The 19,779-nt window shown below is 49.4% G+C and carries 16 protein-coding genes; 4 read left to right on the top strand and 12 right to left on the bottom strand.

From position 1 onward, the window contains the following. Positions 1 to 20 precede the first annotated feature (20 nt). The 6 genes from ACMGDE_RS05365 to ACMGDE_RS05340 all read right to left on the bottom strand — a co-directional run bounded on the left by ACMGDE_RS05365 (position 21) and on the right by ACMGDE_RS05340 (position 10,192). Positions 21 to 1,760, bottom strand: a complete 1,740-nt coding sequence (locus ACMGDE_RS05365; RefSeq protein ID WP_436831732.1) for a glycoside hydrolase family 20 protein — start codon at positions 1,758 to 1,760, stop codon at positions 21 to 23. A 20-nt stretch (positions 1,761 to 1,780) separates the two neighbouring features. After that, positions 1,781 to 2,863 carry an SGNH/GDSL hydrolase family protein gene (locus ACMGDE_RS05360; protein WP_436831731.1) on the bottom strand — a complete coding sequence of 361 codons (1,083 nt, stop codon included), beginning with the start codon at positions 2,861 to 2,863 and terminating at the stop codon, positions 1,781 to 1,783. A gap of 13 nt (positions 2,864 to 2,876) precedes the next feature. After that, entirely contained in the window at positions 2,877 to 4,685 is a 1,809-nt protein-coding gene (locus ACMGDE_RS05355; protein ID WP_436831730.1) for a RagB/SusD family nutrient uptake outer membrane protein, read from the bottom strand. Between the two features lie 24 nt (positions 4,686 to 4,709). Next, positions 4,710 to 8,132: a TonB-dependent receptor gene (locus ACMGDE_RS05350; protein WP_436831729.1), complete on the bottom strand. Its 3,423-nt coding sequence runs from the start codon at positions 8,130 to 8,132 to the stop codon at positions 4,710 to 4,712. Between the two features lie 255 nt (positions 8,133 to 8,387). Continuing rightward, positions 8,388 to 9,527 carry a FecR domain-containing protein gene (locus ACMGDE_RS05345; protein ID WP_436831728.1) on the bottom strand — a complete coding sequence of 380 codons (1,140 nt, stop codon included), beginning with the start codon at positions 9,525 to 9,527 and terminating at the stop codon, positions 8,388 to 8,390. Between the two features lie 86 nt (positions 9,528 to 9,613). Next, positions 9,614 to 10,192 carry an RNA polymerase sigma factor gene (locus tag ACMGDE_RS05340; RefSeq protein WP_436831727.1) on the bottom strand — a complete coding sequence of 193 codons (579 nt, stop codon included), beginning with the start codon at positions 10,190 to 10,192 and terminating at the stop codon, positions 9,614 to 9,616. Positions 10,193 to 10,921: 729 nt separating this feature from the next. On the opposite strand from ACMGDE_RS05340, the gene ACMGDE_RS05335 reads away from it, so the two are divergent. Beyond that, positions 10,922 to 11,116 carry a hypothetical protein gene (locus ACMGDE_RS05335; protein WP_436831726.1) on the top strand — a complete coding sequence of 65 codons (195 nt, stop codon included), beginning with the start codon at positions 10,922 to 10,924 and terminating at the stop codon, positions 11,114 to 11,116. A 235-nt stretch (positions 11,117 to 11,351) separates the two neighbouring features. Here ACMGDE_RS05335 and sufD read toward each other — a convergent pair whose 3' ends face one another. From sufD to sufB, 3 genes are read right to left on the bottom strand one after another with little or no spacing between them, the layout of a single operon-like run. Then, entirely contained in the window at positions 11,352 to 12,677 is a 1,326-nt protein-coding gene (gene sufD / locus ACMGDE_RS05330) for a Fe-S cluster assembly protein SufD (RefSeq protein WP_436831725.1), read from the bottom strand. A gap of 17 nt (positions 12,678 to 12,694) precedes the next feature. Continuing rightward, complete coding sequence (gene sufC / locus ACMGDE_RS05325; protein ID WP_436831724.1) at positions 12,695 to 13,459, bottom strand: Fe-S cluster assembly ATPase SufC; 765 nt, start codon at positions 13,457 to 13,459, stop codon at positions 12,695 to 12,697. Positions 13,460 to 13,490: 31 nt separating this feature from the next. Next, entirely contained in the window at positions 13,491 to 14,942 is a 1,452-nt protein-coding gene (gene sufB / locus ACMGDE_RS05320; RefSeq protein WP_436831723.1) for a Fe-S cluster assembly protein SufB, read from the bottom strand. A gap of 286 nt (positions 14,943 to 15,228) precedes the next feature. Between sufB and ACMGDE_RS05315 the strand changes: the two genes are divergently transcribed. Beyond that, complete coding sequence (locus tag ACMGDE_RS05315; RefSeq protein ID WP_436831722.1) at positions 15,229 to 15,699, top strand: Lrp/AsnC family transcriptional regulator; 471 nt, start codon at positions 15,229 to 15,231, stop codon at positions 15,697 to 15,699. Here the strand turns inward: ACMGDE_RS05315 and ung are convergent, their stop codons facing one another. Beyond that, the gene (gene ung / locus ACMGDE_RS05310; RefSeq protein WP_436831721.1) at positions 15,700 to 16,371 is read right to left on the bottom strand and encodes a uracil-DNA glycosylase; all 672 of its coding nucleotides are present in this window, start codon (positions 16,369 to 16,371) and stop codon (positions 15,700 to 15,702) included. A gap of 189 nt (positions 16,372 to 16,560) precedes the next feature. Between ung and ACMGDE_RS05305 the strand changes: the two genes are divergently transcribed. Next, positions 16,561 to 17,097 (top strand): tetratricopeptide repeat protein, encoded by a 537-nt coding sequence (locus ACMGDE_RS05305; protein WP_436831720.1) that lies wholly within the window; start codon positions 16,561 to 16,563, stop codon positions 17,095 to 17,097. A gap of 9 nt (positions 17,098 to 17,106) precedes the next feature. Here the strand turns inward: ACMGDE_RS05305 and ACMGDE_RS05300 are convergent, their stop codons facing one another. Both ACMGDE_RS05300 and ACMGDE_RS05295 read right to left on the bottom strand, forming a co-directional pair. Continuing rightward, positions 17,107 to 17,604: a hypothetical protein gene (locus ACMGDE_RS05300; protein ID WP_436831719.1), complete on the bottom strand. Its 498-nt coding sequence runs from the start codon at positions 17,602 to 17,604 to the stop codon at positions 17,107 to 17,109. 6 nt (positions 17,605 to 17,610) lie between these two features. Beyond that, on the bottom strand, positions 17,611 to 18,084 hold the full coding sequence (locus ACMGDE_RS05295; RefSeq protein ID WP_436831718.1) for a DUF4293 domain-containing protein: 474 nt from the start codon (positions 18,082 to 18,084) through the stop codon (positions 17,611 to 17,613). Between the two features lie 347 nt (positions 18,085 to 18,431). Between ACMGDE_RS05295 and ACMGDE_RS05290 the strand changes: the two genes are divergently transcribed. Then, positions 18,432 to 19,775: a TolC family protein gene (locus ACMGDE_RS05290; RefSeq protein WP_436831717.1), complete on the top strand. Its 1,344-nt coding sequence runs from the start codon at positions 18,432 to 18,434 to the stop codon at positions 19,773 to 19,775. Positions 19,776 to 19,779 lie beyond the last annotated feature (4 nt).

The raw sequence follows: 19,779 nt of genomic DNA, 5'->3' as shown, positions 1-19,779 counted from the left end.
TATTGTTGTTTGTTTCAATGTTATTCAGCTTCTTCCATAAATTTCGTGAATTGTTCGACGGTTTGATACCGTTCCGCCAAAAATACCACACCTTCCTTTTCTATTATCCGCAGTACTTCGGCGTACGTGCCGTCGTTGCGGGACATCACGGGGTGACGCATGCATTTCAGGTATAAGACTGGCAACGAGCATAGTTTCACCCTTGCCACGATAGCATCGTCATCTGCCACCTTAGCCGCATCGTCAAACAGCTGTAAAGATGTATTAATGAATTCATCGGTATACATCGGATGATCGGCATTAAAATACATGCCCATGCGCACTTCTGGGGTCACCAGTGCCTGCGTGAGGTCAAAATATTGCTTGATATATTTTCCCGCCCGGCCATAGAAGCCATCCATGAAGTCTTCTATCACCTCTTCCGTATCGATATCCGGATTCCACAGCAATTTTGCGAGAAGATAGGTTTTCAGTTCGGCAAATTCGCCACCCCGGCCGTTGTGATCGCCCTGTTCCATGATGCCGATAGCCTTGTTTTCCTGATAGGTTTTGATATTGGGCTGTAGCGTAGCGATGTTTGGGAAGGGCATGGCATAATGGCTGAAATTGACCACGTAGTCCCATATGTAAAGCTGTGGAGAAATCGCCGCCCATTTGCTTATAAATCCCAGGAAGGCCTTGTTGTGCTCGCACGACTGTAGGTCATGTGCTCTGCATACATTATCAGAACACAAGCGGACAACCACGTTTTTTCGGGGTTTGATATGTAGCGGCGGGTTCTTGGTATACCGGTAGGCAAATGTACCGACATACTTATCCGGAAATTCTTTTTCGATCGCCTCGGCCACCTGATTTACAAACCAGATCACAATGCCGGACTCCGCGCCCTCTTTTTTAACAATGGCCTGGCATTTGTCGCATTGGCAGGGATTATCCCAATCCATCTGCGAAACATCATAGATCATGTGATTCGGTTGTTGCCTGATTTGTTTTTTCAAACGCTCCGTAGCGATCTTCAGCACGTCTCTGTTGCTCAGGCACAACTGCGCTCGGTCATGAACACGTTTGCCATCGATGAGGCTGTAGTATTCCGGGTGTTGATCATAGAATTCCTCCGGCGGTACCAGCAGAAAAAAATTGTGCCCTCCCCAGTATGTTTCTACGCCGCCGGGCACATGCTCATTATGATAGGCATCCATCCTCCCGTTCATTTTGTTCCTTGCCGCCCAAAGGGGATCCAATGCCTCGAAATATAAGACGTTCCGTACCTGTATTGCCGGGGAGCTTTTGTAATCATATGTTCCGAAAACGAGTTTCTCCTTGCGGGGAATCACCGTAACAAGCGGCGAATACCACCTGCATCCAAATTCATTTTCCAGAAACGAAAACACGCCATACATGGTGCCCCGCTGCTTCCCGCCATAGATAAAGATATCCTTGCCTTTGTTGAAATAGTGAAAAGATTCATCGTCATCATCCGGAGCCGGATTGCCTGTCGCTGCTTTGACGGCATCGTTATAACCCAGCACAACCTTGTTTCCATCATACTTTTCCTTGGAATCAGCGGTTTGAATGGTCACGTATTCCCCGCTTATTTTGTAGAATGATTGCTGTAGCTCTTTGGCAGCCCATTTCTCCGAGTCGGAGACGTCAGCATTTAACATGATGCGGTAGCTACTGGGTTTTTTTTGAGGCATATCATGCGCCAAAGCCGGAATCAACGCTCCGGTCAGTACAAGTAGAATTATTAATTTTTTCATATTAAGTGTGTTTTAATGATTTATTTACCCGCTAGGTGTTTCTTGAGATAAGGATACAGGTAGTCTGCGTAACGCATGAACCCCAAATCGGTAAAGTGCGTACCGTCTACCGTGGCTTCATTGTCGTGGCCAATGGCGGTGTCTGCCGAAAGCAGCTCCACAAGAGCATCACCCTTGGTCTTGATGCGGTCGAATACTTCGTGCAGCGCTTTATTCCTTGCCACGATGTCGTCATCTCTGTGGCGATTATACCTTGCCCCCGGGAAATCCGGTGCCTCAATGAAAAGAATGGGCGTGTTGGGCTGTTTGCTGCGTATCAAGGAATAGAATGTTTCCATCCTTTCGTAGATACGCTCAGCGTTTGAGTTTGGCACAAAATCAAGCACGATGACCGATGCATCGCTACGGGCTATCAGTTCCGCTAGCTCATAATCCAGCAACGCGTTGCCGCTGAAGCCGAGGTTGATAAACTCGCAGTTCAGGCGGCGCGACAAAATACTGGTATGCACCATGCCGGGGCGGGAAGCGCAGCCGCCCTGTAGGATGCTGGAGCCGTAGCACACCACCGGTGCATCAGCGCGTGGCAGGCGAACCTCGGGAGGCGAAATGAAGGAAGCGGAATCAACGCCGATCTCAAGCGCCGCCACACCGTCGTAAAGCGGGAAGTAGAGCATCAGTTCCTTGTCCTTTCCGTCCATATCGGCGATGACCATTGCTTCGTTTTCCGTGGCGTTATCGGGTATCGCCGTACCGGCATACACCCAATCGTCATTCTCCAGGCAATACAGATCAAAGCCCTTGATACCCGTGAGCGCCATGTGGGACATCAGGCCGTTTTGACGCAATTGCCACTTCAGTCCGATGGCCCTACTGTTGGAGCGGAAGCGGATGTATAGCCCGGCCGTGTTTTTTCCCAGGTCCCACACGGGTGGGCGGGCAGTGGCATGCAATGCCGATGGAAGCCGCTCATAGCGCGTTTCCGTTGCGTCAGATAGTTTTCCGGACAACGGGAACGCGTCTGCATTGTGATAAACCAGCTGTGCCGAGGTGCCAAACGGGATGAAACACAGAAGTATCAGTTTAATGTTTTGGATGGTTCGCATACAGTCCTAACAACTACCAGCCTGGATTTTGCGTTAAATTCGGATTCAGTACCCGTTCGTTTGCGGGAATGGGGGATAGATAATCCCTTCCCAAATTAAACTGGTACCCGCCATTTAATATACCGAACGGTTGATAAGGATCAATATACCCCGCTGAATTGACGGGGATATCAGCTACTGCCTGTTGGAAACCTTCCGCAGTACCGGGATAATTTTCCCATTGCTTCTTGATGGCTCCAAGCGGTCTTTTACCGGCCATTAGTTCATCGGCCGCAGCCCAGCGGAAGATGTCGTCACGCCGGAAACCTTCGCCGATCAGTTCCACTTTCCGCTCACGGCGTATTTCCTGCAATAGCGGGGAGATGCCGGAAAACTCCCAATTGGGATCCGTTGCAATATCAGCCATGTTCAGCAATCCGATCATGCCAGCTCTTTGCCGGAGCGCATTTACCGTTTTGTCGATATCGCTTTGGGTGATCGTACCCAGCTCTGCCTTGGCTTCTGCGTAGATCAGCAACGTCTCGCCATAGCGGAAATAGATCTGTCCGGCAGTACACAAACCCGCACCGCTCCCCCGCCGTTCTTCATAACCCGCAGGGCTTGAGTCATGCCCCTTGTACAGCTGATAACCCGTCACGCATTTCAAGGCGTTGTCTCCCTCAAAGGTCGGAGTGGTAAAAAGGGTCCGTCCCTCCCACTGCCAATGTTCACCGTCGTCTACGTAGATCGTTTGATCCAGTCTAGGGTCACGGTTGGTGGTCACTGTTTGCAGATCTTGGTCTCCTTGATATAAGGGAGAAACAGCGATCGGTTTTCCATCTGTACAGAGGTAGGACTCAATCATATTCTTGGTCAGTCCCACCGACCCTCCCCAGGGGGTCACATAAAGCCACCGGTGGTATTGGCCTTCTGCCACGGAATATTTACGCCAGAGCATCACTTCCTTATGGTTGCTGTAATCCCGTTGATTGAACAGTTTCCAGTACCCGTTCTCAATACCTATATTGTCAAGCGCCGGAAAGCCGTTGGCTTCGGCCAAAGCGATCAATGCATCAGCAGCATCGGCCGCTTTTTGGATAAATTTTGTGCCGTCAGAACCCGCTACGTTGAACGGCGTATTCTTCAATGCATGGTATTTTTCCCACGTGCCTTCATACAGAGCAATACGGGCTTGTAACGCCAGAGCCGTTTCTTTCGTAACGCGGCCCGTCCAGCCTCCACCGGCCCGGGCAGGCAGGTACTCCACTGCCAGATCCAGATCACGCATGATGGAATCAACGACCTGATCGCGTGGTAGCCGAGCGGCAAAAAGCAGTTCGGAATCTAGCTGGACGGTGGTCGAAGCCCAGGGGACGTCGCCGAAAGTGCGCACTTTGTTGAAATAGAATATGGACTTGAAGAACAGCGCTTCTCCCGCGTACTGCTTGATATTATCCCACGGTTCGTCCGATAGGCGGTAATGATCCAGGAAATAGTTGATATTACGCAATAAACCCCAGTCGCCCGCTGACCATCCCCCGCCCGATTCAGGCAGGGTATTCTCGCCGTTCATCCTGCGATTGTAGTCCAAAGCGATAAAAGCATCGGTGCCATCCGCCGCATCGATTGTATAAGGATGGCTCCCATAGCCATACCCATTGCGGAGAGGCAATAAACCGTCCTGGTTATAAAAGTTATTTGTATAAAGTTTCAAATCGTTTGCCGATTTCCAGAAGTCCGGATCGCTGATGTTAGCCAACGGGGCACGTTCCAGAAAATCATCGCTGCATGAAGACAATCCGACAATCAGGATCATCCATACCAAATAGTTAATATTTTTCATTTTATTTTTCTGCTTACATGTTTTTTAGAAAGCTATATTCAAACCGAAAGCCCAGGTGCGTTGCAGGGGGTACAGGTTGCCATCCACTGATCCCATATAGGCAAGGCCTGCGGTGTTCGAAAACTCAGGGTCCAGGGTTTTGATGAGGTTAGTGACGGTGACCAAATTTTCGGCGTTGACAAAAAACCTAACTTTCTGGCTGCCTATTTGCCTGTTCCAACTGACCGGGATGCTATAGCCTAGTTGGAGATTCTTTATACGCAGATAAGAAGCATCCTGCAGATACCGGGTTTGCATCTGCCTGTTTTTAAGATTTTCGTCAGTTGCATAGTTCTTGGCATAGTACCCGTCCGGACTGTCTGCGCTCCATCGGTCAAGATGTTGCACCAATCCCGTGCTTTGTGTCGGCCCCCCCACGCCGTCGATCCCCCAGAAACGGGTGGCGCGATTGCCCGGAAACACATCACGCTTGCCTACTCCCTGTAAGAATACGGTCAGGTCGAAGCCCTTGTATTGGGCGTTCATATTTACGCCGAATGAATAGCGGGGTGTCGTATTGCCAATGACTTTTCGGTCGCCGGGATTGTCTATCGTATTCTCACCCCAATCAATCACGTTGTCGCCATTCAGGTCCGCATACTGTACATCGCCTGGAGTCCACCTGGAATGCAATAGGTTTTGCGACGGGGCGGCGGCAATTTCTTCCTCCGATTGGAACAGGCCCACCGTTTCATACCCCCAGATAGCCCCCATTTCCTGACCGACATACCAGGTGTTATTTAGCCTACTCGGATTTGGATATTTCCTTACGAAACCACGGTAGTCGCTCCACACGGCGTTAACGCCGTAGTGAAAGTCGTTGATGTGATCTTGCCAACCCACAGTGAGCTCGAACCCCTTGGTCTCCACTGCGGTAGAATTGGTGCCGGGAACGCCGGTACCCAGAAACGCAGGCATTGATTCGGCAGGTCCTATATAATCGTCCATATAACGCTGGTACCAGTCAAAACTGACATTTAAGCGATTTCGCAAAAAAGTCAGGTCGGTACCGAAGTCCAGCGTGGTCGTGGTCACCCAAGTCAGCAACGGATTGACCAATCCCGGTGCATTGACAGACGACTCCCGCGCACCGCCGAACAACCAATTGTTGGACGTGGACCGTACCACGCCCAAAGACGGATAAAACGGATAGGTTCCTACGACCGACTGGTCTCCGAGGGAGCCGTATGATGCGCGGATCTTAAACGAATTGACCACCGGTTCTATTCCGGACCAGAACGCTTCTTTGGAAGGCAACCATGCCGCCGATATGCCCGGATAGAAGTTGTAACGCGAATCCTTCAGAAACTTGGAAGAGCCATCGTACCGACCATTGAATTCTATCAGGTATTTTTCTTTATAGTTATAATTGATTCTACCGAACCAAGCACGGATAGCCAACTGCCAAGCGTTATCGCCGATGCTGGGAGAAGGGCCGTATGACAATGACAATGAGGGCACGTTGTCTGAAAATAGGTAGTTATTGCTGCCGTCCATCGATGTGACGTCTGTCAACTCCTGCGTAAAACCGGCCATGACTTTAACATAGTGGTTTTCTAACTGCTTTTCATAAGAAGAAAAGGCGTTTACCGTGTGATGCTGGTTGCGGCTGAAGGAACGGGAGAATGAATTTGGCGAACCACCAATGTTGCCTGGGGTACCCGTGGGTCCACTGGGACTGTTATAAATGTTGATCACAGGTGTATGGTTGGATGCTTGTATGTATCTTCCATCATAGGTATAATTGGCCGTAATGTCCCATCCTGGCAAGGGATGGAAAACAAACTCACCGGTCAATACGGCATTGTCTGCCTCATTCAGCACTTTACCTCCTTGATCCGACATGATCGTAAACTGTGCATGCTTCGTTCCATTAGGATAAGTTACTGGATCCCATGGTCTTAACCAAGTTAGTCGTTCCATGATACTTGTCCCTCCATTTGCTGTAGAGCGGTTGAAGGTGTTTCCCCGTGTAAAAGCGCCTCTGAAATTGAAATCGAGCCAATCGGTGAGTTCCGACGAAAGGTTAGCTCGGGCATTATACCTTTTAAAATGGTCATCGAGGCCTTTCCATACGCCACCTTGCGAAACATACCCCAGCCCCACGTAATAACTGGTTTTGTTGGCGTTGCCGGACATGCCAACGGTGTGTTGGTGACTGAAAGAGGCATTCCTGAGTAGAATATCATACCAGTCATGATTTGCATTTCCTGCAAGCCATGCGTCTGTACCCGGGGCCGGATTTACAATCGTTTCGTCGGTTATTTTTCCCTCTAAATAGTCTTTGATACGCTGTAATTGTTCATCGTTGACCCAGTGCGCAGCCTGAGAATTGTCGGCGGCCTCATTCCAGAACGTAGCGTAATCCAGCGAACTCATCGTTTCCGGAAGGTTGATGGCATGGGCAAACCCGAAATTGTTGTTGTATGTGATGGTCGGCTTCTGTCCTACTTTCCCTTTTTTGGTCGTGATCAGGATCACGCCGTACGGAGCACTGGAGCCATAAATGGCGGCAGAAGCAGCGTCTTTCAAAACGGAAACGCTTTCCACATCATTCATGTTGATATCGTTCAGGTTCCCTCCCTGAATGCCGTCAATCACAACTAACGGAGCCGCTGTTCCTCCGAATCCCGTATAACCCCGGATATTGATGGTTGGAGCCGCACCGGGGGCGCCGCCACCCGATTGGTGGATATTTAAATTGGCTACCTGCCCTTGGAGCGCTTGACTGATATTGGTGACAAAGCGGTTCTGAAGCCTTTCGCCGCTCAGCTGGGTGACCGCGCCGGTCAGGTTTTCCTTCCGCTGCGTGCCGTAGCCCACCACCACCACTTCGTCCAGGTCTGAAACCGCGACTTTAAGCACCACGTTGATGCTGCCTTGCCCGCTGACAGTTACCTCACGCTGCTGGTAGCCCATCAGGCTGAATACCAGTACCTCGCCTTGGGAAGCCGATATCTGAAACCGCCCTTCCTGATCGGTGGATATCCCACGCGGCGCGCCTTTTACGGCAACACTTACGCCTTGCAGCGGATTATCAAGCGAATCGCTTACCCTGCCGGTGATCAAGTTAGGTTGTTGAATGGCCGCCACCCGGATTTTGAGCTTGCTTTCGTCTCGTTTAAGAAGGATATTGCGCTCGACGATTTTGTAGGACACGGGAAGGCCTTGCAGGCTGGCTTCAAGTACCTCTTCGATAGTGCCCTGCTGTACGGCGAGGCTGACTTTTTGCTTTTTGAAGCTCACATCATCGTACACAAACACATAACCGGTTTGGTCTTCAACCAGCTTGAATACCCGGCCCAAGGGTATGTCTTTTACATCCAGTGATACTTTCTGTGCATAGGTAGATGCACTTACCTGGATAAATATCGAAAGCAGTAAACCGACTATAATGTTGAATCTCATAGTGAATTTCCATTGAATGAATTCAGATGGGAGCGGCCATCTTGGTGCCATGGCCGTTGCATGAAATAGTAATTTCATTATCTTTGCAATATTGAGTTAGTAGTTTATTAGCGTGTCAATCGTTAGTTGAATCATTCGCTCGATCGTTTACGTCTTCTGATGGCAGTCAGGAGACGTTTTTTTTGAGCACATTGGATTTTGTATTAGGTTACGTGTTCCATATTGTTGTTATTTTAGGGTTAAACATCTGTTTTATCATTGAATGACGATGCGCTTGGCGCCGTCGACCGTCTCAATGCGGTAATCTAAATCGTAAAACAGTAATATCTCCAGCGCCTTGGAGGCATTCGTGTTGCGATACATCCCACCCCATAGGGTGATATTGGGCATTTTTCCTTCAAAAATGACTTCCACATCATACCACCTGGATAGCTGCCGCATGATAGATCCGATGTCCGAATCGTTGAAATTGAATTTGCCGTTTTTCCAGGCTATGGCATCCGCTGTGTTTACTGGTCTTACGGACAGGCGGCTGCTGCCGCTCAGGGCTGCTTGTTGGCCGGGCTGGAGCATCACCATCCGTTGGTGGTTAGATTCTATCACTTTGACCAGTCCCTCTACCAGCGTGGTTTTTACATCCGGTTCATCCGCATAGCTGTTGATGTTGAAGTGGGTGCCCAGCACTTCCACTACCTGGCCTTTGGATTTTACCCGGAACGGTCTGCGCGGATCTTTCGTCACTTCGAAATAGGCTTCTCCTTCCAGCGTTACCAGCCGCTCATTTGCCGACTTGCTGACGGCGTAGGTCAATGTTGAAGCCGCATTCAGCCAAACCTTTGTGCCGTCGGGCAGCACTAGGTGATACTGTCCGCCGCGGGGCGTGCTCATAGTATTGAATTTGGGTATTCCGGCATCGGTGTTTCTCTGATCCGCAAGTTGATATACTAATTCGCCGTCGGTATTTTTATAGATGGAATGTCCTCCTTCCTGGGCGACTTTCCCATCTTGACGGTCATCAAGCGTTATCTCGGTACCATCGGCCAGTTTCAGGATGGCTCTATTTCCGCCCGGAGCGATATCCTGCTGTGCAGTGGCTAGGGCAGGTGTGTCTGAACCCACCTGACTAGGCTGGGCAAAATAGAAATAGGTGATCGTGGCAACAAGGGTTGCTGCCGCAACGGCAGCCCCATAACGATACCACATGACCCTGTGGGCGGGTTTAAGAGCCAGTCGGCTCCGTACCTCGGCAACGGCATCTTCCAGCTGCGGTCGAGAAAGTCCTTCTGGATTGATCTCCAGCTGCTCATACCACTGCTCCACGCGGATGCGTTCCTCCGGCGTGCATTCACCTGCGAGGTATCGTTTCAGCAAGTCTTTTATGTCTTCGTGTTCCATGCGTGTCCGGGAATATCGCTTTTTCACATGTATAGTACCGTAGCTCCGCCCTTGGGCGTAGAAGAAACTGAAAAAAAATCAGTGAATCAGAAAAAAGGGAAGAAGAGCAACGATAGCAACGCTCCAAGTTTCAAGCGCAAGGATTTCAACGCACTATTGACATGCTTCTTGACGGTAGCCTCGGAGATGCCCAGTTGGCCGGCGATCTCCCTGTGCGAAAGATGAGACTCTCGGCTCATTCGAAATACCTTCTGCGTCTTTTCAGGCAGGTGCACAATCTCGTTTTCGATGAGCTGTCCAAGTTCTTTCTCACGTACCAAATAATCCGTAGCTGTACTGTTCTCCGGATGGAAGGCAGCCAGGGACTCGAAATAAACGGCTTCTACCTTTTGGTGTGCGATGTGTTTGATAATCCTGTACCGTAGGGTTGCGTACACATATCCGGCCAATGGGGTCTTCTCCGGGTTCAATGAATAGCGGTTTTGCCAGAGCGCCGCAAAAACATCCTGCAATAGGTCTTTAACCTCGTCACAGTCACTGAGCTTCCTGCTCCCATACGCATACAATGCGTCCGCATAACGGTCATAAACTTCCATATAGGCCTTATGATCGTCATCTAGCATGAGGCGCATCAATTCGCTATCGGTATATGATTTATAAGACACCTTTTCCAAAACAAGGTTATAAACAACGATGTCAAAATTATCGAATATGGTTAGTATTATTGTTAACGCAATATTAACAAAATTATACTTCAGGTTCTCATCACATCGGCCGCACTAAAGGTATGTCACAGTAGCAAAGCCTTCGGAATCCGGGAAAGTAAGCTTAGCATGATTTTGTTGAACCCGGATTCCGGCGCTTGGGAAAAAGGTCGTCAATAACGATGGAGGTATTGTTTCTGTTTATCCTACGGTTGTTTGGAAGCAATCCTGTGTTCGGAATAAAGATTCTCATTTTTTTACTGGCGCATTTACGGGCCAATATATATTAAACAGGCAGAACAAGAAAAAGAACCTGTCTGCAAAAGCCTTATCAAGGTTAAGGCTGCTTACGATGATCTGTTATTCTACGGGAGCACTGTTTTGCTTCTTTGGACTATTCAAAAATATAACTCGTTGATATCATGTAAAATACCAGCCAAAACTCCCGCCGAAACTCTCACCGAGCCCAAGCTACTCTTTCAGGAAAAGTGGATAAAAGCAAATTTAAAAACAGGGACAACAGTCAGTTTCATGCCGAAAATGTTTCCAATTTGGTGACTGGCGAGTTCGAACCTCGTCTTTCGCTCACACAAAAAAACCTTACGGCGATGTGGGGTCTTCATTTTCCTAACTGATTCTGGGTTGAACACCTTGTTGTTTTTATAAATCGCCTTATGTATATTTGTAAATATGGATACTTTTTTGATTCAAGTGCCGGAAAATAAAACGGCTTTGGTAAAGCGGTTGTTAAAAGAACTGGGCGTTGCTGTGAAACGAGAAAGCAGTGCCATGTCCTTGACCAAGGAAATCAACGATTCCATTAAACCCAGCAGGAAGCCGACAATGGATGAAATCGTTCAAGAAAGTCGCGCCGTACGCCATTAAGCAGACAGCCATGACCTTAGTGCTGGATTGCAATATATGGATTAGTTTGGCACTCACACAAAAAGGCCTCACGGCGATGACCAAAAGGAAAACCGTAGCATTAGCAACTACATTGAAACAATTTTGACCAAGACCATGAATTATAAGATCCCAAACAGGGAAACCCAAGAAGCCATTGCCGAACTGGAAAAAGACAAGTCAACCTTAAAGCGGTATTCCAGTGCAAAAGACTTATTCAACGATTTAGCGGGATAGGGTTCAACCCCTGCTCCACCAAGTGCTCGACGTATTGCCTCACGGTGGTATTGGCAAACCGGCTCGTCACGTCAAACGCAAATGCATGCACCAGTAGTACGCGCGCTTGGTCTTCGCCAATGCCCCTTGCCTGTAGGTAGAACAACGCCTCATTGTCAAACTGGCCAATGGTACAGCCGTGGCTGCATTTTACATCGTCTGCAAAAATCTCCAGCTGCGGTTTGGTGTATACGGCCGATTTTTCGCCGATGAGCATGTTGTTGTTTTGCTGGAATGCATTGGTCTTCTGCGCATCCGGCCGTACAAAGATCTTACCGTTGAATACCGCGGTAGAAGTATCCTGCGTGATGTTTTTGTACCATTCGTAGCTCTCACAATGGGGATGCCGGTGATCTACCACGGTATGGTTATCAACAAACTGACTGTCGGCTGTAAGCGTCACACCATACAGATGACTTTCCACCTCGCTATCGCCCAATCGTACGTTGATGTTGTTGCGTATAAACGTGGCTCCGGGGAATGAACAATTGTAATGGTTATAAAGGCTGTACTTCTCCTGATAGATTTCTGTATGATTGAGGTAGTGGCTTTGTGGACCTGCAACCTGTAGGTAGTAATGCTGTAGTTTGGCATTTTCCTTCACCACGACTTCCGTTACAAAATTATGGAGGCTATGCGCGGCGCCTTCGTTTGTCGTGAATGATTCAATGATCTCCGCTTCTGCAAACGCACTGATCACGTAGAGGTTGCGCACTTGTACGAATACCGGCTTGGTAGCCGATGCGACGTGGATGACATGGATGGGCTTTTGCAGCCGACAGTTTTTGCCAACCTCGATGAATATCCCTGCTGTAAACAGCGCGGTGTTGAGCGCTACAAAGGGGTTATCCGTCTTGTCCGCATATTCCGAAAAATATTTGGCAAAACACAGGCGTTCAAAAGCCTGCTCGATAGGCATGACAGCTAATCCGGGAACGTCACCCACTGAAGATAATTCATGGCTATATCGGCCATCAACCATCACTATGCGGTAGGCATCCAATGCGGGGATAGCGGCTTTATCAATAGCCAATCCGGCGGTTGGCGCTTCCGCATCCCAGTCCAGCGCATAAGGTTGGCTGACGAGCGGCTGTATATTGGTATATTTCCAGTCTTCCTGCTTTACCGTCGGAAACCCGGTGTCTTTAAACCGCTCAAATGCCTGTCTGCGGATTTCATCAAGTGAGTGGAGTTCGGACGATGGCAAATTGCCCCCGTACGTTTTAATCAGCTGTGTATATAACGAATCGCTTGTTTGTGTAATCATGGTATTTGTGTGGTCGATCAAACCGCTCCTTCGGCGTCAACGGTTTCCTTTATCCAATCATAACCCTTCTCTTCCAGTTCGAGCGCAAGTGCTGCGGTACCCGAACGTACGATGCGCCCATTGTACAGCACGTGCACAAAATCGGGCACAATGTATTCCAGCAACCGCTGATAGTGGGTGATCAAGATAAAGGCATTGTCTTTTGACCGCAGCTGGTTTACGCCCCTCGCCACGATACGGAGGGCATCGATATCCAGCCCCGAATCGGTCTCATCCAGAATAGCCAGTTTCGGTTCGAGCATGGCCAGCTGAAAAATTTCATTGCGCTTTTTCTCACCTCCGGAGAATCCTTCATTCAGCGAGCGGTTGGCCAGCTTGGCATCAAATTCAACCAATTGCTGCTTCTCTTTCACCATTTTCAGGAAGTCCCGGGCTTCCAATTGAGGAAGCCCCCGATACGCGCGGATTTCGCTGAGCGCTGTCTTCAGGAAATTGATATTGGAAACACCCGGTATCTCCACCGGGTATTGGAAAGCCAGAAACACGCCTTCGCGCGCACGGTCTTCCGGCGAGCGCTCCAGCAGATCTCTCCCGTCCAACAGCACCTCTCCCTCGGTCACCTCATAGGCATCCCGGCCGGCCAATACATTTCCCAAGGTGCTTTTGCCCGAGCCGTTCGGACCCATAATCGCGTGGACCTCCCCAGCTTTGACCTCAAGGTCCAGCCCTTTCAATATTTCCTTGTCTTCTACTCTTGCTCGTAAATTCTTTATACTTAACATCGTTATTTCGCTACTCTTTACTAAATACTCATTATCCTACGCTTCCCTCAAGGGATATCGCTAATAATTTCTGTGCTTCCACGGCAAACTCCATGGGTAATTGATTCAACACTTCTTTGGCATACCCGTTGACGATAAGCCCCACTGCCTTTTCGGGGTCGATACCCCGTTGGGTAAGGTAAAACAACTGGTCTTCCCCAATCTTCGACGTGGTGGCCTCATGTTCCAGCTTGGCGGTCTTATTGCGGCTTTCGATATAGGGGAAGGTGTGTGCCCCGCAACGGTCACCGATCAACAAGGAGTCGCACTGGGTGAAGTTACGCGAATTTTCGGCACCGGGACCGATCTTGACCAGTCCACGATAACTATTGTGGCTCATGCCGGCGGAGATTCCCTTGGACACGATTTTACTGCGCGTATTTTTGCCGAGGTGGATCATCTTGGTACCCGTGTCTGCCGCCTGCCGATTGCGGGTAAGCGCCACGGAATAAAACTCGCCCACGGAATGGTCGCCTTTGAGGATCACGCCTGGGTATTTCCAGGTGATCGCCGAGCCCGTTTCTACCTGTGTCCACGATATCTTACTGTTGTCGCCCTTGCAGATGCCCCGTTTGGTGACAAAATTGTAGATCCCCCCTTTACCATCCTTATCACCGGGATACCAGTTTTGCACCGTGGAGTATTTAATTTCAGCATCTTTAAGCGCAATCAATTCCACTACCGCGGCGTGCAGCTGGTTTTCATCGCGCATAGGGGCGGTACACCCTTCCAGGTAACTGACGTATGCGCCTTCGTCGGCGATGATCAGTGTACGTTCAAACTGCCCTGTATTTTCGGCATTGATGCGGAAATAGGTGGATAACTCCATGGGGCAACGCACGCCTTTGGGTATATACACAAACGAGCCATCCGAAAACACAGCAGAATTCAATGCGGCATAAACGTTGTCTGTTTGCGGCACTACCGAGCCCAGGTATTGCTTTACCAATTCGGGGTGTTCTTGCACCGCTTCACCGAAGGAACAGAAGATCACGCCCTGCTCTTTCAATTTCTCACGGAAGGTGGTTTTGATCGACACGCTATCAAATACGGCGTCAACGGCAACTACTCCGGCCAATACCTTCTGCTCATCCAGCGGAATACCCAGTTTTGCAAAGGTGGAGATCAACTCGGGGTCTACCTCATCCAAGCTGTTCAATTTGGGCTTCGCCTTGGGTGCAGCGTAGTAAGAGATCCCCTGAAAATCCACATCCGGATGATCAAAATTCTGCCACGTGGGCATGTCCATTTGCTGGAAATGGCGCAACGCTTTCAACCGCCATTCCAATAGCCATGCCGGCTCATTTTTCTTGGCGGAGATCATCCGTACGGTATCTTCCGAGAGCCCTGTGGGGGCCACATCCATTTCGATATCCGTGGTAAACCCGTATTTATATTCTTCGAGCGCGAGCTCCTTCAACAATTCATCATCTTTTGTACTCATAACACACCTCACGTTTAAAAAGTAAGCGGATTGATGCCATTACACTTTTCGAGTTGCAAAGTTACGATTTAACTGTCAATAAACCTTGCATATTGTCCGTTCATTTGCGTTTGCGGCTGGCTGCGCCGCATTTTTACAAATCGGTGATAATGAATAGGTTCTTTAAAGATGAGCGGCAAACACTCCTTCAGATGATGTCATTTTCAACAAATAATATAGAAAATAAATCGTATTATTGCCAAATATAATTTGGTTTTGCACAGATTCATGACCGCTCGTAAAAGATATGCCCTTTCAACCCGATAGAACAGATTTCAAAATCCTGAAGCTATTACAGGAAAACGGCCGGATTACCAACTTACAGCTGGCGTCCAGCATCGGACTGTCGCCTGCGCCGACACTGGAGCGGGTAAGGAAGCTTGAAAATTCGGGATACATCAAGAGCTACCATGCTTTTGTTGACGAAGAGAAGCTCGGCTTGGGCATCAAATCATTCATACAGGTTTCGCTTGATTTTCATACCCACAATGCCATTCCGGAGTTTGTAGAGGCGGTGCGAAACATCAAAGAAGTAACGGAGTGCCATCATGTAACCGGGCAATGCGATTTCATCTTGAAGGTATACGTCAAAGACATCAAGGCTTACGAGACGGTGATCATGGAAAAAATCAGCAAAATACCGTACGTAAAAACATTCCAAACCATGATGATCATGTCTACCAGCAAAAAGGAACCCATCGTACCGATGGAATATTGATCAGATCTGCCAATTGATGGGCGCTATTCCCTGCTTTTCCAAAAACGCATTGGCTTTGGAAAAATGCCTGCAGCCAAAAAAACCGTTACTGGCGGAAAATGGTGAAGGATGCGCGGCAGTGAGGATATGGTGCTTGCCGTGATCGATCAACGCGGCCTTGTTCTTGGCATACCTGCCCCACAGCAGGAATACGATGCCGCTTCTGCGCGCAGACAACTCCGCGATCGCCTTGTCGGTAAACGCTTCCCACCCTTTGCCTTGATGTGACCCCGCGGTATGTGCCCGCACCGTCAGTGTGGCGTTGAGCAGCAGCACCCCTTGGTTGGCCCACGCAGTGAGGTCTCCGTGGTCCGGAAGTTGAAACCCTGGGATATCGGTACTCAATTCGAGGTATATATTGCGCAGCGAAGGGGGGATGCCGATGCCGCGGGGAACAGAAAATGACAGGCCATGTGCCTGCCCGACATTGTGGTAGGGATCCTGCCCCAACAAGACCACCTTCACCTCATCAAAGGGGGTATGGGCAAACGCGTTGAAAATGAGGGAACTTGGCGGGAAGACCGCATGCTGTTTTTTTTCTGTCTGGAGGAAACGTTTGAGCGCTTGCATATAGGGCTTGTCAAACTCGGGGTCCAGTACCGCTCGCCAACTGCTTTCCAATTGTATGCTCATACGACAAATGTACACTTATTTGTAAAATCAATCATCGCCCGTTGATAAAGCGCTTAATTAAACGGATATTTCCGCCGAAGTTGTTTCTCAGCGGCAGCGGAGAGAACGCTAAATTTGCTTTTATATGAACGCAAATTTAGTTAAGTTTGCACGGTTCTTGAGTGCAATGTATAAAAACAACAACGACAGATGTCTAATCTTATTCGAATCATCCTATCTTCCCTCCTGCTGATTGGTACCATCGCCTTGTTTTTCTATGGCGAGTGGGGGTGGGGGATACTGGGTATCTTACTGACAATCATTGCATTCGTGACCGTGTTTTTCAACGAGAACATGCTCGTTGCTCAATTTTACCTGCGCAAGGAGAACATGGCCAAGGCATCCCAATGGCTAAGCCGGATCACCCATTACGAAAATCAACTGATGCGTGCGCAACATGGATATTATCATTTGCTCTTGGGACTGATGGAATCCCAGAAATCGCCCATGCAGTCAGAAAAGTACTTCAAGAAAGCCCTTTCACTGGGGTTGCACATGGACCACAATGTGGCATTAGCCAAATTGAGCCTTGCCGGCATCGCCATGGCCAAACGCAATAAGCGGGAGGCTGCCAAATATCTCCAGGAAGCGAAGAAAGCAGACAAGAATAAATTGCTCGCCGAGCAGATCAAGATGATGAAAGATCAGATGGGTTTGATGGATCGCCAACAGATCCGGTATCGGTAACATGACGCTTCATTCTTCCGGGGCGGACACCGCGCTCAGGTAGGCATCCAAAAACCGGCCTGTTTCTGTACTGTCTTCAAAGGTGATTTTCACCAATTCAATGGCAGTAGCCTCGGCAGAAATCTTTTCGGCTGTAATCGTCAGCGTTACCGGCGTATCGGGTTGCAACAGATAGTGCAGGTAGTTTTGTTTGTCGCCAAACTGCATCACGACTCGCCCTAATGTGATGGTCGAAAAATAATAGGCATTCCGTTCGTTATCCACCAACTGGGTTCCGAATACATTGATGTTAAGCTCCCGCGGCGTTTCTTTCAGGTTGGTGAGCGTTAGTTCAACCGTAGCTATACGGCTGGTCGAATCGATCGTGAATCGTAAGATATCGAACTTGGTATCATCAACGATGACCGTGCTGGAATCCTGCCCGGACAGGGTGTCTACCCCTTGCTGGGACCATACGGCCTTGACGGACAGGAACGTTAATGCAAATACAACCCATAACCTCTTCATACCGAACTATCTTAAGCGGTCTGCCGATTTAACTAACTTTTCGTCTTTCCGAATCCCGCCCATGGCCATCAGCAAAAAGATGATGCTGATCGGCAGCAAGAAAAAACCTACCCCGATGTTTTGAGCCGAAAGCACTTGGTTGGCCTCATTCAGCGCCGCACCTGCGGCGAAGTATAGCCAAACGCCAAACAACAGCACGAGCACCACTGCCAGCAGAACCAGTCGGGCCTGCACCTTACGGTTGCGATACTTGAAAATGATATATAGCGGGCATATCCCTAATAATACCGTCGCCGCGGCTTGCAAAATGAAAAACTCATCCCGGATGGCCTGCGCTGCCTGCCCATGGTACGCGCCCGTCACTTTCAACGCCTTTCCCATGCCTCCGATATCGGCATATTGCAAATACGGAAAGAGGAACAACGCAAAAATGGTGACCGAGGCCAGAAACAACCAAAGACTTTGGATACGTTGAATCATAGTGGATTGAATTTACTACGACAGCAAACTTAGCTAAACTTGCCTATAAAAGCAAACGTCCAGAGCCGCTTATACCACCCTTCAGAATGAAGGCAAATTTTATCCGATTTAGTTCGGTTTGCCTATGGATTTTTCAAAAACGCAGCGTTTTCGAACGATTAGCTTCAAATGTTATACGTTTTTGTTACGAATTTTGCACATTCCTTAAGCATTTATTCAAAATTACTTCAAAATAGTGTGCTACATTTGTCATATTCAAGCAGGTGCTCACATCAGGTCAAATCATGCGATTAATTTTACCCCATTGGCTAACATTTACATGCATTTTAACGGGTTTATGTTGTCATGTGCATGCACAACAGCAACCCCTTTCGATAAAACAAGCCATTCAGACCGCGATAGACCATTACGGGAGCATCAAAGCCAAGGCTGCATATGCAGATGCCGCAGATGCTTCCGTTTTGCAAGCCAAACGCAACTACCTGCCTAACGTGTCCTTGTCTGCGCAACAGGTATATGGCACCGTCAACGGGCAGAATGGGCCTTCGTATGGGTTCGGCGGACTAGGCGTGAGCTCCTCCGGATTGCCGCTCCCGGAGCAAAACTGGAATGCTGCCTTCGGGGCGTTATACGTAGGCAATATCAACTGGGAAGTTTTTGCCTTTGGCCGCGCCCGGGAGCGGATCCGGACCGCCGAGGCGGCGGCCAGGCGCGACCAACAGGATTATCAACAGGAATTATTCCAGCATCAGGTAAAGGTGGCGGCGGCTTACCTCAACCTGTTGGCCGCGCAGCGGCTCACTGCGTCTTATCGTAAAAATCTCGCCCGGGCGGATACCTTCCGGCAGGTGACGGTTACCCGCGCGCTAAACGGACTGATCGCCGGGGTGGATTCTTCCCAGGCCAATGCGGAGGTTTCCAGCGCACACATCGCACTGGTGACCGCCCTCGACAGGGAACAGGAGCAAGCCAACAGGCTGGCTGTACTGATGGGTGTAGCGTCCACGGCGTTCCAACTGGATAGCTTCTTTATCACCCGTATTCCACAGGCCTTGGGTATACCCGCTGGTGATTCGGCACGATCACAGCATCCCGAGTTGCAGTGGTATCAAAGCCGGGTCGACTTCAGCGACCGGCAGGAGCAGTACCTGAAGACATTGCGTTTTCCGGCTGTGTCGCTAGTGGGCGTATTGCAGACGCGTGCCTCGGGATTTTCCAGCAATTATGCACAGGACCAGCAGGCCTATACCCAGCATTATTGGGACGGTGTCAATCCGACCCGCAGCAATTACCTATTGGGATTGGCCATTACCTGGAACATCACCCAAGTATCGCGCATTGCCGCGCAAGTGAAGTCACAACGGTTTATTTCCACAGGTCTACAGGAAGAATACCAATTGGCTGACCAGCAGCTCTCCGCTCAACTGCAACTGGCGGATGCGAAGATTGCAAATGCGCTGGAAAACTATCGGGAAGCCCCTATGCAGGTGAGGGCGGCCGTGGAAGCCTATCAACAGCGGAGCGTGCTGTACAAAAATGGGCTGGCCGATCTGGTCGATGTCACCCAGGCCTTGTATGCGTTGGTCCGCGCAGAAACCGACCGGGATATTGCCTATAATAACGTGTGGCAGGCATTCCTGCTCAAGGCTGCCGCTGCGGGAGATTTTGGCCTTTTTATGAATGAATTATAGCCGT

It is taken from the genome of Parapedobacter brassicae (assembly GCF_051400755.1).
GTDB lineage: Bacteria > Bacteroidota > Bacteroidia > Sphingobacteriales > Sphingobacteriaceae > Parapedobacter.
This window is presented reverse-complemented; position numbering and strand designations above follow the sequence as displayed.

Bases quoted from the DNA above. Each gene is read 5' to 3' on its own strand.
- ACMGDE_RS05305 (WP_436831720.1), top strand. From the start codon at position 16,561: ATGTCTAATCTTATTCGAATCATCCTATCTTCCCTCCTGCTGATTGGT.
- sufD (WP_436831725.1), bottom strand. From the start codon at position 12,677: ATGATTACACAAACAAGCGATTCGTTATATACACAGCTGATTAAAACG.
- ACMGDE_RS05335 (WP_436831726.1), top strand. From the start codon at position 10,922: ATGGATACTTTTTTGATTCAAGTGCCGGAAAATAAAACGGCTTTGGTA.
- ACMGDE_RS05315 (WP_436831722.1), top strand. From the start codon at position 15,229: ATGCCCTTTCAACCCGATAGAACAGATTTCAAAATCCTGAAGCTATTA.
- ACMGDE_RS05365 (WP_436831732.1), bottom strand. From the start codon at position 1,760: ATGAAAAAATTAATAATTCTACTTGTACTGACCGGAGCGTTGATTCCG.
- ACMGDE_RS05345 (WP_436831728.1), bottom strand. From the start codon at position 9,527: ATGGAACACGAAGACATAAAAGACTTGCTGAAACGATACCTCGCAGGT.
- ACMGDE_RS05360 (WP_436831731.1), bottom strand. From the start codon at position 2,863: ATGCGAACCATCCAAAACATTAAACTGATACTTCTGTGTTTCATCCCG.
- ACMGDE_RS05350 (WP_436831729.1), bottom strand. From the start codon at position 8,132: ATGAGATTCAACATTATAGTCGGTTTACTGCTTTCGATATTTATCCAG.
- ACMGDE_RS05300 (WP_436831719.1), bottom strand. From the start codon at position 17,604: ATGAAGAGGTTATGGGTTGTATTTGCATTAACGTTCCTGTCCGTCAAG.
- ung (WP_436831721.1), bottom strand. From the start codon at position 16,371: ATGAGCATACAATTGGAAAGCAGTTGGCGAGCGGTACTGGACCCCGAG.
- sufB (WP_436831723.1), bottom strand. From the start codon at position 14,942: ATGAGTACAAAAGATGATGAATTGTTGAAGGAGCTCGCGCTCGAAGAA.
- sufC (WP_436831724.1), bottom strand. From the start codon at position 13,459: ATGTTAAGTATAAAGAATTTACGAGCAAGAGTAGAAGACAAGGAAATA.
- ACMGDE_RS05355 (WP_436831730.1), bottom strand. From the start codon at position 4,685: ATGAAAAATATTAACTATTTGGTATGGATGATCCTGATTGTCGGATTG.
- ACMGDE_RS05295 (WP_436831718.1), bottom strand. From the start codon at position 18,084: ATGATTCAACGTATCCAAAGTCTTTGGTTGTTTCTGGCCTCGGTCACC.